Consider the following 14390-nt stretch of genomic DNA (forward strand, 5'->3'; position numbering starts at 1 on the left):
TTCGATAGTAAATCAGCAGCCCTTGCCGCTTGGACCCTCCGAAATCCAGGGGTTGACAGCTATTTACGGCTAGCCTCGCGCTCGCACGGCCTCTTCCATCAGGTATCTCTGAAATACAGCCTCGAGCATGTCAGGGCTGACGGGTTTCATGATGACATCGTCCATGCCTGATTTGGCGCATTCGGCACGGTCTCGTTCGAAGGCCTGGGTAAGCACGCCGACGATCGGGGTGCGGGTTCCGCTGCCGGTTTCCTCCATCTGCCGGATAAGGCGGGCGGCCTCGAAGCCGTTGAAGCCCGGCAGGGAAATATCCATCAGCACGATCTGCGGCCGGTGCTCGGCCCACAAGCGCACGACCTCGTCGCCGGTTGCCGCGATCATATGGCGATAACCAAGGCCTTCGAGGATCTGCGAAAAAACGATCTGGTTGATATCATTGTCTTCGGCGACGAGAACTTGCAGGCCGACGACGTCGTCGGAAATGCTGATCTCCCAATCCGTATCCGCACCGGCGCCACTATTGCGGCTGTTGCGGTTGAAATGGCGGGCGATCTGGAAGGTGAGCTCGTTGGCGATCTGAAAGCCGTCCATGACCAGCGCCGGGATACCGTATTGCTCGGCAAGCTCGAGGCAGCGCATGCCCATCTGATTATCGATGATCAGCAGATCGAGCGAGATCCCGGAGGAGGTGGCAATTTCCAGGAACCGCTCCTCCTCGTCCTCGCCGCGGACCGAGCAGGATTCGAAACCGTATTTCGACAGCGTCCGCAGTGCGGCGGTCTCGGCGGCGAGGTCGGCAGTGACGACGAGGACCTTGCGGCCAGAGAAATTCTCCGGAACGATCGCTTCCATCGCCGCCGGCTCGCGGCGCTCGACGGCGCTCGGCGCCGGCACATAGGCCCGACGATAGCTTTGATTGCTGGAAGTGGTGATCGTCGATGCACGACCGAACTCGTCGAGATCGGCGCCGTCGCGTGGCAGGTCCTGCATGGTCGACACCAGGAAATAGCGGCCCGACTTGCCGATGCGGTGCTTGCGGCTGACAATGTCGCGCTCGATACCGTCGCGGGAGATCTGACGCTGGCGGGAGATCGACATCTCGCCGGTCTCCAGCACATGACGATCGCTTTCCTCGAAGCGTTTGGCGATCTCATCTGAAAAAAGATCGGCGCTCTTGCGCCCGAGCACCTCGTCGGCGGTGGTCTGATATTTCTCGCAGAAGGCGAGATTGACCGCGACATAGGTGAGGTTGCGGTCCTTGACGAAGAGCGGGAACGGCAGATTGTCGAGAATGTCCTCGGTGAGCTGCACACGCTCGAGATCCGAGCGCCATTGCTCTTCGCGCTTCTTGTCCTCGGAAATGTCGGAAATGACGGTGACGCCGTAACCGCCCGGCAGCCGGCGTTTGACGAAACGGACCCAGCTGTCGGTCCCGTGACGCTCGACGGAGTCAAAGCGCTCGCGCCAGTGCGAGGCGATTTTCTGCGACAGCCAGTCCTCGCGGCTCAGCGAGCCGCGCTGCTTCACATCATATTGCTGGCGAATGCCGGTGTCGTACATCGCGCCGAGGAAATCGCGAAGCCGCGTCCCGGGCTTCAGCATTTCGGGCGGCAGTGGGAAAAATTCCAGCGTCTGGCGGCTGGCGAAGATCAGATGATCGTTCTTGTCGTAGATGATGAAGGCTGCCGCAAGGCTGTCGCACACCACATCGAAAAGCGCCGTCTGCAGATCGGCCTCGGCGGAAATCCCGTCGGTTTCCGATGATGTGTCCGCCTTTTCGAAGCCGGCACTCATTCCATTGCGTCCCACATCTGTTCGATTTCACAGCTTCCGGAGGTATATGAATAGAAATGCCATTTTTATGTTAAAACCGGCTTAACACTAGCGACCTCCCAAGTTTGAGGGAGCCCCCGGATCACGCTTTGGGAATGCCCATCGAAACCCCTTCCCTCCGGCCCACGAATCCTCGAAAATAGCCCATGGCCATCAGACAGCTTTCCGAAACGCTCATCAACCAGATCGCCGCCGGCGAAGTCATCGAACGGCCGGCGAGCGCTGCCAAGGAACTGATCGAAAACGCGATCGATGCGGGCGCTACGCGCATCGAGATCGCCACATCAGGCGGCGGCAAGGCGCTGCTGCGCGTCAGCGACAACGGCTCGGGCATGGACGCGGCCGACCTGGAACTGGCGGTCAGGCGCCACTGCACCTCGAAGTTATCGGAGACGCTTGAGGATATCCGCACGCTCGGCTTCCGCGGCGAGGCACTGCCCTCGATCGGCTCGGTCGCAAGGCTCAGCATCGCCAGTCGCAGACGCGACAGCGCCGGCGGCCACGAGATTGCCGTCAACGGTGGCAAGATTGCGCATATGCGCCCGGCGGCCGCCAATCCCGGCACGATCGTCGAAGTGCGCGACCTGTTCTTCGCGACGCCCGCCCGGCTCAAATTCCTCAAGACAGAGAAAGCCGAGGCCGGCGCAATCACCGAAATCGTCAAGCGCATGGCAATCGCCTTCCCGGCTGTGCGCTTCGTGCTGTCAGGCTCGGACCGCACGACGCTGGAATTCCCAGCGACCGGCGACGACCATCTGGCGCGTATGGCGCAGGTGCTCGGCAAGGAATTCCGCGACAACGCCATTGCGCTCGACGCCGAACGCGAGGAGATCGCGCTGACCGGTTTTGCCGGCGTGCCAACCTTCAATCGCGGCAACTCCGCCCATCAATACGCCTTCGTCAACGGCCGGCCGGTGCAGGATAAGCTGATCCTCTCGGCGATCCGCGGCGCCTATGCCGAGACGATCCCGTCTGGGCGCCATCCGGTGGCGGTGCTGTCAATCACACTCGATCCGGCGCTCGTCGACGTCAACGTGCATCCGGCAAAATCCGACGTGCGGTTCCGCGACCCCGGCCTGGTACGCGGCCTGATCGTCGGCGCCATCCGCGAGGCCTTGGCGCGCGACGGCAGCCGGGCGGCAACGACCGGGGCAAGCGATATGCTGCGCTCCTTCCGCCCCGGTTTTCAGCCACACGCGCAACAGCCGCAGACGGCATGGTCGGCCGAGACCTCGCCCTTTCGTCCCTACCAGCCGGCAACAGGTTTCGGCGATCGGCCGCAGGCCTCCTTCGACGGGCTGTCGATGCCGACGGCGCGGGCCGAGCCGCAGTTTTCGCCGCAGCCGGCAGCAGCCGAGACGGTCGCACGCTATCCGCTCGGCGCGGCGCGGGCGCAGATCCACGCCAATTATATCGTCGCCCAGACCGAGGACGGGCTGGTGATCGTCGACCAGCATGCCGCACACGAGCGGCTGGTCTTCGAGGCGATGCGCAAGGCGCTGCATTCGAAGCGGCTGGCCTCGCAGGTGCTGCTGATCCCGGAGATCGTCGACATTCCGGAAGAGGATTGCGACCGGCTGATGCAGCATGCGGCCGAGCTTTCCGAACTCGGCCTGGCGATCGAGCGTTTCGGTCCCGGGGCGATCGCCGTGCGTGAGACGCCGGCCATGCTCGGCCAGGTCGATGCGCATGGCCTGATCCGCCAGCTTGCCGACGAGATTGCCGAATGGGATACGGCGTCGGGCCTGTCGGCCAAGCTCGAATATGTGGCGGCGACGATGGCCTGCCACGGATCGGTGCGCTCCGGACGGCGGCTGCGGCCGGAGGAAATGAACGCGCTGCTGCGGGAAATGGAAGTGACGCCAGGCTCCGGCCAGTGCAATCATGGCCGGCCGACCTATATCGAATTGAAGCTCAGTGATATCGAGCGGCTTTTCGGCAGAAGCTAAAAAAGCTGGAAAAGCAGCCCTTGCGGGAGTATGGCAGACTAAAGCGTGCCGCGATCTTTCAGATTCGCTTTCCACGCTTTAGGTCTTTGGTTTTCCGCATGTCGTGATCGCAAATCCGCGGCACACTTTTGCGCGACAAGCTTTAATGACAGGCTGCAGGGAACGGAGCGCATGAATTTGTTCGAAGGACACGGAAACCGCGAGGCGAAGATCCGGTACCTCGACGGCGATTTCCAGATTCTCTCGCCCGGCTCCTATGTCGTCTGCGCGATGACGGGAAAACAGATCCCGCTCGACGAATTGCGCTATTGGAGCGTCGCCCGGCAGGAACCCTATGCCGACGTGATCTCGGCCATCGAAGCCGACAAACGCGCCGGCGTGCTGCCGAACCAGCGGCGTTAGAGCGCGGCCGCGTGCGAGGGGCCACAGGTCCGGCCCGCCCCACGCAGGACGGGCCGTTTGCTGAGCAACAACATGGTCCATGTGCTCTTTGCGAATTGCACAGAGGGGCAAGTGTTTACTTGAATTGCGCCATATTCTCAGGCGTCACGAGCGCGGCGCCAGAATCTATCAAAGACTCCACCGTCTCTCCGCGAATCGATTTTACCAGCGCATCCACACCGAGTTCAGCCATCTTGGTGGGGAACTGCGCCACCGAAGCATCCTCGATTCCACTCTTCAGCGCTTCCTCTTCACCGCAGCAGAAGTCGAAACCGACCAGCACAATCTTGTCATTGGCAGTGCCGGCATTCTTGATTGCGCGCGCCGCGCCAGCAGCGGGCGGGCCGCAAGCGGCGTAAATGGCCTTGAGGTCCGGGTTCTTCGTGAGCAGATCTTCGGCGACACTGATCCCGAGTTCCTCGGTGCAGTTTGTTGCGCCTTTCCCGACGATCTTGACGTCAAGGCCCTGCAGCCCTTCAAGCATACCCTTCACACGGTCATCAAGCGCTGGCACACCGGGCACACCCTCGAGAATCCCGAGCGTGTCGCCGGCTTTAAGAACAGTTTTGAGATATTCGCCGGCGATTTTGCCCGCGGCGAAATTATCGGTCGTGGCAAGCGCCGTCCTGCCTTTCCAATCCGGAATATTGTTATCCATCAGCACGACCTTGACACCGGCCGCCACCGCCTTGTCCAGGGCAGCGGACACGGTCGGATCGACGGGCGTGAGGGCAATGCCCTGCACGCCTCGTGTCACCATGGACTCGATCTGTGCAATCTGGCCCTCGATGTCGGTTGCGGACGTGCCCTGCCCGTAGATGATCTCGACGCCGGGATTTCTCTTTGCATAATCTTTGGCTGCGTTCTCCATTGTTGCGAAGAATGGTACCGGGAACTTGGTTATAAAGCCGAGCTTGACCGGCTCCTGCGCCAAGGACGGGACTGCAGCGACAGCCAGGAGAGCGAGAGCTCCCAGCAGGGATTGCGGTTTCATGATACACCTCCCATGTTTCGACCGCCCTCCTCTAGAGCGATCTCGTTGTCCACTGCCCTAACGAAGCAGCGATCTCCTTTAAGTCTCGGCGCCGACAATCATCGCGACAAGGTCCTGCTTGTTCGCTTCGGTTGGCTTCAGTTCACCCACCTTGCGACCCTGCCGCAGCACCACTGCCCGATCGGCGATTTCGACGACATGTTCCATATTGTGTGTGATTATGATCACGGCATTGCCTTCAGCTTTAAGCTGATTGACAAGGTCGAGAACTTGGCGAGATTCGCGAACACCGAGGGCGGCCGTTGGTTCGTCAAGGATCACCAGCTTGCGTGCAAAAACAATGGCGCGCGCGACCGCAATCGCCTGTCGCTGTCCACCAGACATCAGCGCGACCGGCGCGTCGAACCGCGGCAGCTTAACCTTCAGACGATCGATTACACGCGCTGCTTCCCGCTTCATCACGCCCGTGTTGAGGAAGCGGAGCGGGCGTGGCAGCCAAGAAGGGAAAGAGATTTCTCGCCCGCAATAGAAATTCTGCACAGGGGTCAGGTTGTCGAAAAGCGCCAGATCCTGATAGACGGTTTCAATGCCGGCGCGGCGGGCCGCCGCCGTTGAATGGAGCAATACGGGAGCACCATCCACAAGGATCTCTCCTTCGTCGAGACTATGAAGCCCACTGATGCATTTGACGAGCGTCGACTTGCCAGCGCCGTTGTCACCCAGGAGAGCGGTTACCTCCCCTGCATATGCATCAAAGCTTACATTTTTCAGGGCATGGATGGCGCCAAAGCGCTTCTGCGCATTTCGAACCGAAAGGACCGGTGGGGCGGATGCAGCGTTCATTGCACTCTCGCCGATTGAAGCACGCGCGCGCGCGCCTCGAGATGGTTACGAAGCACGTCAGCCTCTACGGCGATGACGATGACGAGCCCGATCGCGATCATTTGAAAGAACACGTCGACGCCGAGAAGATTAAGGGCGTTGCGGATGACGCCGATCAGCACGGCGCCGATCAGGGCGTGGCCGAGATGGCCCCGTCCGCCAAGGAAGCTAGCACCACCGATAATCACCGCCGCAATCGTGTCGAGCTCCAAGAGATTGCCATAGATTGGCGAGGCGGCGCCGGTCCGTCCTGCCAGCAGCACCGCGCCGGCACCGGCACAAAAGCCTGAGATAATGTAGGTCGAGAGCAGAACACCCTTTACCGGTATACCCATGCTTCTGGCGGCATTCGGCGAGCCGCCGACCGCATAGATCCATCTGCCACAGACCATTGACTTTGTCAGGATCAGAAACAGGAACCCGAACATCACGACGACAAAGAAGGAATTGGGCACACCAAACGTCGTGCCGCCACCGATCGCAGTAACTGTATCGGGCATCCCGCGCATGGTGGTGTGGCCGGGCGCCAATGCAAGTGCCAGGCCACGGCAGATACTCAAGGTCGCAAGGGTAATAATGAAGGGGTGTGGCAGCCGACCGTAGACAAACACCACGCCGTTTACCGCCCCGATGGCAGCACCCGCAAGCAACATGGCCATAATGACGGCGATCGAGGCATCAACCTGCTGGTAGACGAGTCCGCCGACTACTGTCGCGAGCGCGAGATTTGAGCCGACAGACAGGTCGACCCCGCGTGTCAGGATAACGAGCTGCTGCCCCATTGCCACAAGAGCAATCACCGCCGTCTGCGCCAGGATGTTCCCCAGGTTGCTGGGCTTTAGAAAAGCCGGCGTGATCAAACTGACGACGGCAATGAGTATAATGAGGATCAATAATGGGCCTAAGCTCAAAAGCTTCAGTCCCAATGTGATGCCAGATTGTCTCGGGTGGAAGGTTGCACCTTGCGAACCACCAGGCCGGGACGAATTCTGAGGCAGAATCCCAGAGTCTTCCAAATTTCCCGAGCCTCCCTGGTTTTTTATACATAAGAAACATATGATACACGTACGTCAAATTGTTTTTTATGGATATCTAAACATACCGGGAGTTGCTCAGTGAGAACGGATACGACCTTTAAGCGGGCCTTCAATGATATGATCGATATCCTTCGGACATTCGATCTTGGGGAGGAATTGCCGTCCGAAAACGCACTGCGCGCCCAGCTTGGCGTAAGCAGAACAACTGTGCGGAAGGTGCTGGCGGCGATGTCCGCACGTGGGATCATCATATCCGAAGCGCATAGGCGGATCATACGGAAGCAGCCGCGGCAGACAGAGCGCTATCCGAAGGAAGAGACCTTAGCAATTTCGGAACAGGTCGAGACGAGTTTCATGGAATGGATGCTGCGTGGCGATGCCTGTCCGGGCACAGAAATCAACGAGGCTGAATTAGCTCGGAAATTCGGCGTCGCGACAACCATAGTCCGTGAGTTTCTCAATCGATTTCAGAAATATGGGCTGATCGAGAAGCGTCAGAATGCAGGCTGGGTTTTTAAAGGGTTCACAGCGAGTTTCGCACTCGAACTGTTCGAGATCAGAGAGATGTTCGAAATGCGCTCCGCACGCCTGTTCGCTAGCCTGCCCCACGGCTCGCCCATCTGGAAGCAGGTGCGTGCTATACGGGCGGCACATCTGGAACTGCTCGCGGATATCGATGCACGGTTTCAGGATTTCTCGGAACTGGACAGCCGATTCCATCGGCTGATTGTGGCTGTCGCGCCAAACCGCTTTATCGAAAGCTTCCAAGACGTGATCGCCATGGTCTTCCACTATCACTATCAGTGGAACAAGCGGGATGAACGCGCGCGGAATGAGGTCGCCATTGGGGAACATCTGGCGCTGATCGATGCCCTCGAAAGCCGCAATCTCGCGTTGATCAATCACGCTTGCCGGTCGCATCTGACCTCGGCGCGCGAAACTTTGCTTCACTCGATCGTGTGATAACATTGCAAGGACAGATGTGAGCAGCACTCTGGCTTGGTCTGACTTCCGGTGTCTCTGCCACGGGAGGACGTTTTGCTGCAGCCTGATTAGAGCGGTTCGGCCTTTCCTGGAATCGCTTCAACCTCAGCCTTCAATTCTCTGAGGCGGCGCTCGCGGCAGGCGGCGATCGCCCGGTCGATGATCAGGCTCGGGGCGAGGTGATCTTCGAATACCATGTCGACCTCGATCACCCGGCACTTTTCAATAAGCTGCGCCGCCTTGCCGGGATGGCCGGAGAGGCGGACGAAATCCTTGGATGTCGTGACGATCAGCAGGTCCTGACACTCGGCGGTCGTCAGGATGTCGTCGATCTCCTCTTCGGTCAGGTGTTCATGATCGCCGAAGGTCTTGGCGACGGCGATTTCGGCGCCGCGCGATTCGACCGTGCGGAAGAATTTGGCAGGATCGGCGATGCCGGCGAAGGCGAGCACCTTCATGCCGGCAAGCGTGTTGTTGCCGCGCACTTTCAGCGATGCGGTGAAATAGGGTTTTGCGGCGCGCGCCGCCATGCGGACGATCCTGTCGGCGGCATTGCCGCCACCGACCTTCAGCAGGGCTGTCGCAGAACGCAGCTGCTGGCCGATCGGCGCGCGGACAGGGCCGCCGGGCACGATATGGCCATTGCCGAGGCCGCGGGTCGCGTCGATGACGAGCAGGGCATAGTCGATCGCCAACCGGGCACTCTGGAAACCGTCATCCATGATGATGAGGTCGGCGCCCTCCGCCACCAGCCGCTGAGCACCGTCGACGCGCCGGCGAGAAATCACCGTCAACGCCTCCTGGGCAAGCAGCAGTGGCTCATCGCCGACGGCGACCGCACGGTGATGATCGGGATCGACCACCGTCGTCACATCGAGCGATCCGCCGTAACCCCTGCTGAGAAAGCCGGGCTTCAGCCCTTTCGCCTTGGCGGCACGGGCAATGGTCAGCGCCGTCGGCGTCTTGCCGGCGCCGCCGACAGTGAAATTACCGACGCAGATGACGGGAATAGGAACCGAGGCGCGGCGCGCATGGGCCATGCGGTGGCCGGCGATACGGCCGTAGACAAAGGAAAGCGGCAGCAGCAGCCAGGCCCGCCAATCGGCTTTCCGCCACCAGAACGGCGGCGCTTCGGATATCATCTTGCCGTCCCGCTCCCCTGCCCGCCTTGCGGCAACCGGCCCCTTGCTTTTCGACCGGCGGGATTGAGAGGCCAAAATCGATGAAAATGCAAGCCCTTAGAGCGCCGCGCGCCCGATTGGACGCGTCAAGGACGCTCTATGACTTTGAACTGGCACTCAACCTCGAAAATCGATTCCGATCTTCGAGGTTGAATGCTGCCGGTCAGGCTGGCTGCAGATCCGGCAGCAGCGCCTCGAGAGCGGTGATATCGTCGAGCACATGATCGGCTGCAGCGGCAAGCGAATCGCGCGAACCGGTGCCGGTCAGCACTGCAATCCTGAGCCCTGTGCCGGCATTCAGGCCCATGTGCAGATCGTGATTGTTGTCGCCGACCATGGCAACTTCCTCAGGCGAAAGTCCGGTCGCGGCGCAGAAGCCGAGTACCATGCCCGGCTCCGGTTTGACCCCGAAACCGCTGTCGTAGCCGGCGATGTAATCGACGTAGCGGGCAAAACCGAAGCGTTCCGCCGTTTGGCGGATCGACCGTTCGTTGTCGCTGGAGGCGACACCGAGCTTGAAGCCGCGCCGATGCAGCCTTGCGAAGAAGCCGGCGAGGTCGGTCACCGGCACGGAAAATTCGGCGGCGCTGGAAAACAGGGCGTCTAGGCGCACCGTCAGTTCGTCGACATCGACCATCGAGCCCGCAGCAACCAGACCCTCGGAAATCTGGCGGGTATTGCCGGCAGCAAGCAGGCTGTCGGGAACGATATGGCCGGTCACCGGATCCATGCCGCAGGCAGACAGCAGCCGGTCGGCCAGAAGCGGGTCATCTTCCGCGGCGATGCGGGCAAGCTCCCGGTTCACCGGCAGCCAGCTCTCGTCATAGTCGAGCAGAGTGCCGTCCTTGTCGAAGAGAATGCCTTTGATATGGGCCGCTGCCGACATGATATATCCTCAGACCTGGGCCACGGCCTTGGGCAGCAACCGCGCCTTCACCGTCAGCGGATTGATGTAGGGTTCCAGCCCTTTCACGGTCGCGGTCAGCGCACCGCGCATCTCGTGCACCGCGGTGATGCCGGCCTCGATCATATTGCGGCGGGCTTCATCATTGATCAGCAGGTAATGCACGCCCTTGGCCAGCATTTCGGTATCGCGCACCATGCGGGCGCTGCCGCTGCGGGCGAGCTTCTGATAGGCATCGCGGAAATTCTGTACATGGCCGCCGGAGAGAACGGCGCAGCCGAGCATGGCGGGCTCCAGCGGGTTCTGGCCGCCTTCGGCAAACAGCGAGCGGCCGACGAAAGCGATTTCCGTCAGTCTCAAATAGAGGCCCATTTCGCCGATCGTATCACCGAGGAAAATATCGACATCGGCCGACAAGACATCGTCACGGGTGCGGCGGGCGACCTTCAGCCCCAGCTTGACCAGGGCCGCCTCGATCTCGTCGCAGCGCTCCGGATGACGCGGCACGATGATCGTCAATTGACGATCGCGCTCCCTCAGCGCCCGATGGACGATGGCAGCGGCATTCTCCTCGCCGTCGAAGGTCGAGATCGCCGCCCAGGTCTTGCGGTCGCCGATCTGCTTCTTGTAGCGGGCAAGGACAGCGCTGTCATAAGGCGGTGCGTCGGTGTCGACCTTCAGATTGCCGGAGGTGATGACGGGAACAGCGCCGAGATCGCGGAAACGTTCTGCATCCATATCCGACTGGGCGATGACGAGGGCGAGATTCTCGAACAGGGCTTCGGCTATCGCCGGGCGGCGGCGCCAGCGGGTAAAGGAGCGGTCCGACATGCGGGCATTGATCAGGATCTGCGGAATGCGGCGGCGGCCAAGCTCCAGCACCGTTGCCGGCCAGATCTCGGATTCGGCGATGATGGCGCAATCGGGCTGCCAGTAATCGAGGAAGCGGCTGACCGACGGCTTCAGGTCGAGCGGCACATATTGGTGGATTGCGTCTTGACCGAGCCGCTCGGCGGCGAGCTTGGCGGAGGTGATGGTGCCGGTCGTCAGGATGACATGGATATCGCGGCGGCGGATTTCGCGGATCAGCGGGATGACGGCATTGGTTTCACCGACGCTTGCGGCATGGAACCAGACGAGCGGGCCTTGCGGCCGATTGGCGCTTGGATAGCCGAAGCGTTCCAGGCGGCGCGCTCGGTCTTCCTTGCCCTTGGCGGTGCGGTAGGTGATATAGAGGCCGACAACAGGAGAGGCCACGGTTCCCGCCAGACGGTATGCGCTCAGACCGAACCGAGCCATCCGGGAACTCATCGCGCCAGTCTCCGATCCAAACCGATCGACATCAAACCCATTCCCTCATTATCGTTGCGGCCGCAATGACCGATCAATTTGTTCAGAATGCGTCAAACAATCCGGAGCGCCCGATGCCGGAAAGCCCCGCTCGCCGGCGGCACAAGAGCGTGATGCCGAAAGGTGCAAGCGGTTTTCTCACGACACCATGCCCTAACCAATTAATTCAGAACAGGATTCAGACTTGGGGCCGACCCGGCCTGAAATCAACCTGTTTCTAGCGAGGTCAGTTGCCCCTGGCCTTTTCCTGCGGATCGAGCAAACGATGCATGTGGACGATGAAGTAGCGCATATGCGCATTGTCGACCGTCTGTTGCGCTTTCGCCTTCCAGGCCGTCAGCGCCGTGGCATAATCCGGGAAAATGCCGACGATATCGAGACCGCTCAGATCACGGAACTGGACATCATCGAGGCTTTCCAGTTCGCCGCCAAAAACGAGATGCAGAAGCTGCTTCTTGTCACCGGAGTCAGTCATTTTTTGTTCTCTTTCTGCTATTCTCCTCCGCCACCCCATCTGCGGGATTTTGACGGAAACGTCAACTGTCTCGTCGCCCAGCAAAGGCCACGAGGAATTCGTCGAGACGGGGCGTAGGTGCTGCGCAGAGGACGTTGTGGGTAACGGCGGCGCGATTGTAGACGATCGGCCTGCCTTCAAGGTCGACAAGGCCACCGCCCGCGCAGGCCAGGATAAGATCGGCGGCGGCAAGGTCCCAATCATGCGAATTGCTCTTGACGAAGGTGCCTTCGAGACGACCGTCCGCCACCATGGCGATGCGATAGGCAAGCGAGGGTATGTGCTTCTGGCGGGTGACCCGGTCGCGAAACTCCGGCGGGAAGGTCTTCAACAGATCCTCGCCGATCGCCAGGCGGCTCACCTGCTCCGGTCCTGCGGCGGAGACGGTAAAGGGCGCGCCATTCTTCATCGCCACGCCACCTTCGGTCGCCTCATAGAGTTCCTCGAGCGCCGGGGCATAGAGCACGCCGGCGACCGGCCGGCCGCGATGAACGACCGCGACGCTGACGCACCAGACCTTTTGCCCGCCGAGGAAGGCGCGCGTGCCGTCGATCGGATCGACGATGAACAGCGTCTCGCGCAGGAGGCGGTCGGCATCATCGTCAGTTTCCTCAGACAACCAGCCATAATCCGGCCGGGCCTTGCGCAGAATGGTCTCGAGCGTCTTGTTGGCGGCGAAGTCGGCGGCACTGACGGGGGAGCGGTCGCCGTTTTTCCACCAGACCTCAGGAGACTGGTTGAAAAAGCCGAAAGCAACCGCACCGGCCTCTTTCGCAGCATCGGCAATCAACGTGAGATCGCCCTGCCAGCGAGACTTTTCCCTATCGCTCATCTCGCCTATCCGTTTCTCAGTTCAATAGTAGCAGCATGATATCGTCCGAAACCGCCGCACATTTTTGCGAAGGGATGTTCAGCGCCCTGCGAGCGTCATGCCTTCGATGGCGAAGGTCGGAGCCGCGACGCCGAATTTGCGATCGATGTCGTTTGCCAGCGTCAGGCGCATGAACATGTCCTTGAGGTTCGAGGCAATCGTCACCTCGGAAACCGGGAAGGTGAGTTCACCGTTCTCGATCCAGAAGCCGGTGGCGCCGCGGCTGTACTCGCCGGTGATCATGTTGACGCCGTGGCCGATCAATTCGGTGACATAAAAACCGTTGCCGACGCTGCGGATCAGTTCCTCGGGCGAGATGTCCCCGGGTTCAAGGGCAAGATTGGTGGAGGACGGCGAGACGGCGGTGCCGCCGCGCACGCCCCGGCCATTGGTTTCCAGACCCAATTCGCGGGCGGTCGAGGTCGAGAGAAACCAGTGGTTCAAGACGCCGTCCTCGATCATCACCAGCCGCTCGCCCGACACGCCCTCACCGTCGAATGGCCGCGAGGAGGGGCCGCGCACGATCAACGGATCGTCGGTGATCGACAGGCCCGCCTTCAGCACCTGCTGACCCATCTTGTCGCGCAGGAAGCTGGACTTGCGGGCGACGGCAGCACCATTGATCGCGCCGGCGATATGGCCGACGAAGCCGCGGGCGACGCGCGGGTCGAAGATCACGGTAACATCCTTGCTGGTCGGCACCTGGCGAGGATTGATGCGCTTTACCACCCGTTCGCCGGCGCGACGACCGATTTCAGCGGGATCGTCGAGTTCGGCATAGTAGAGGCGGCTGTCGTAGTCATAGTCGCGTTCCATGCCGGTGCCTTCGCCCGATATGACGCTGACGGAATGGCCGAAGCGCGACGCCATGTAACTGCCCTCAAAACCGTGCGAGGTGGCAAGGACGAGGCCGCCCATGCCGGCCGAGGCGCCGGCGCCGGAGGAATTGGTGACACCCTCGACCGCCAGAGCGGCTGCCTCAGCGGCGAGGCTCGCCTCGCGCAGCATCTCGGAGGAGACCTCGGTGGTATCGAGCAATTGCAGGTCGGGATAGGATTTCGACAGGCTCGCCTCATCCGCCAGGCAGGCGAACGGATCTTCCGGCGAGACCTTGGCCATGGCGACGGCGCGTTCGGCAAGCGCCTGGAGATCGAAGCCCGGATTGGCCGAAACGCTGGCGACGCGTTTGCCGATGAAGACGCGCAGCGAAAAATCGTCGCTTTCGGAAGATTCGGTGCCCTCGACCTTGCCGAGGCGGACGCTGACCGATTGCGAGCGCGACCGGACGACGACGGCGTCGGCGGCGTCGGCCCCCGCCTTCCTGGCCAGATCGATCAATTGACTTGCGCGGGAAAGAAGTGTCGAGGAATCAATTTCTGAGGACATGATTTGGCCTTTCCTTCGGCTTCCATTTATTGTGCACTCTCCCAAGCATCAAGGCCGCCGCCGC

The 14390-nt window shown here is 61.0% G+C and carries 13 protein-coding genes; 3 read left to right on the forward strand and 10 right to left on the reverse strand.

Going from position 1 to position 14390, the window contains the following annotated elements:
* Nucleotides 1–69: 69 nt before the first annotated feature.
* Nucleotides 70–1794: a response regulator gene (locus tag HJB89_RS29880; RefSeq protein ID WP_207583115.1), complete on the reverse strand. Its 1725-nt coding sequence runs from the start codon at nucleotides 1792–1794 to the stop codon at nucleotides 70–72.
* Nucleotides 1795–1979: 185 nt separating this feature from the next.
* Between HJB89_RS29880 and mutL the strand changes: the two genes are divergently transcribed.
* Nucleotides 1980–3782, forward strand: a complete 1803-nt coding sequence (gene mutL / locus HJB89_RS29885) for a DNA mismatch repair endonuclease MutL (protein ID WP_221150896.1) — start codon at nucleotides 1980–1982, stop codon at nucleotides 3780–3782.
* 171 nt (nucleotides 3783–3953) lie between these two features.
* The gene (locus tag HJB89_RS29890) at nucleotides 3954–4184 is read left to right on the forward strand and encodes a DUF2093 domain-containing protein (RefSeq protein ID WP_003588271.1); all 231 of its coding nucleotides are present in this window, start codon (nucleotides 3954–3956) and stop codon (nucleotides 4182–4184) included.
* 115 nt (nucleotides 4185–4299) lie between these two features.
* Here the strand turns inward: HJB89_RS29890 and HJB89_RS29895 are convergent, their stop codons facing one another.
* From HJB89_RS29895 to HJB89_RS29905, 3 genes are all read right to left on the reverse strand, one after another.
* Nucleotides 4300–5217: a sugar ABC transporter substrate-binding protein gene (locus tag HJB89_RS29895; RefSeq protein WP_207583113.1), complete on the reverse strand. Its 918-nt coding sequence runs from the start codon at nucleotides 5215–5217 to the stop codon at nucleotides 4300–4302.
* Nucleotides 5218–5295: 78 nt separating this feature from the next.
* A complete protein-coding gene (locus tag HJB89_RS29900) occupies nucleotides 5296–6060 on the reverse strand; it encodes an ATP-binding cassette domain-containing protein (protein WP_207583112.1) in 765 nt (254 codons plus the stop codon).
* Nucleotides 6057–7115: an ABC transporter permease gene (locus tag HJB89_RS29905; protein ID WP_221131098.1), complete on the reverse strand. Its 1059-nt coding sequence runs from the start codon at nucleotides 7113–7115 to the stop codon at nucleotides 6057–6059. The genes HJB89_RS29900 and HJB89_RS29905 overlap by 4 nt, the downstream gene beginning before the upstream one ends.
* 99 nt (nucleotides 7116–7214) lie before the next feature.
* Between HJB89_RS29905 and HJB89_RS29910 the strand changes: the two genes are divergently transcribed.
* A complete protein-coding gene (locus HJB89_RS29910; protein ID WP_221150897.1) occupies nucleotides 7215–8099 on the forward strand; it encodes a GntR family transcriptional regulator in 885 nt (294 codons plus the stop codon).
* A gap of 89 nt (nucleotides 8100–8188) precedes the next feature.
* Here the strand turns inward: HJB89_RS29910 and lpxK are convergent, their stop codons facing one another.
* The 6 genes from lpxK to HJB89_RS29940 all read right to left on the reverse strand — a co-directional run bounded on the left by lpxK (nucleotide 8189) and on the right by HJB89_RS29940 (nucleotide 14326).
* Nucleotides 8189–9262 carry a tetraacyldisaccharide 4'-kinase gene (gene lpxK / locus HJB89_RS29915; protein WP_221150898.1) on the reverse strand — a complete coding sequence of 358 codons (1074 nt, stop codon included), beginning with the start codon at nucleotides 9260–9262 and terminating at the stop codon, nucleotides 8189–8191.
* A 202-nt stretch (nucleotides 9263–9464) separates the two neighbouring features.
* Nucleotides 9465–10187: an HAD family hydrolase gene (locus HJB89_RS29920; RefSeq protein WP_207583108.1), complete on the reverse strand. Its 723-nt coding sequence runs from the start codon at nucleotides 10185–10187 to the stop codon at nucleotides 9465–9467.
* A gap of 9 nt (nucleotides 10188–10196) precedes the next feature.
* Nucleotides 10197–11516 (reverse strand): lipid IV(A) 3-deoxy-D-manno-octulosonic acid transferase, encoded by a 1320-nt coding sequence (gene waaA, locus HJB89_RS29925; RefSeq protein ID WP_207583107.1) that lies wholly within the window; start codon nucleotides 11514–11516, stop codon nucleotides 10197–10199.
* 265 nt (nucleotides 11517–11781) lie between these two features.
* Nucleotides 11782–12030, reverse strand: a complete 249-nt coding sequence (locus HJB89_RS29930; RefSeq protein ID WP_207583106.1) for a DUF4170 domain-containing protein — start codon at nucleotides 12028–12030, stop codon at nucleotides 11782–11784.
* 61 nt (nucleotides 12031–12091) lie between these two features.
* Nucleotides 12092–12901 (reverse strand): 3'(2'),5'-bisphosphate nucleotidase CysQ, encoded by an 810-nt coding sequence (locus HJB89_RS29935; RefSeq protein ID WP_207583105.1) that lies wholly within the window; start codon nucleotides 12899–12901, stop codon nucleotides 12092–12094.
* A gap of 78 nt (nucleotides 12902–12979) precedes the next feature.
* Complete coding sequence (locus tag HJB89_RS29940; RefSeq protein ID WP_221150899.1) at nucleotides 12980–14326, reverse strand: TldD/PmbA family protein; 1347 nt, start codon at nucleotides 14324–14326, stop codon at nucleotides 12980–12982.
* Between the last annotated feature and the right edge of the window lie 64 nt (nucleotides 14327–14390).

Origin of the sequence: Rhizobium sp. NZLR8 (assembly GCF_019685025.1) — a bacterium.
Classification (GTDB): domain Bacteria; phylum Pseudomonadota; class Alphaproteobacteria; order Rhizobiales; family Rhizobiaceae; genus Rhizobium.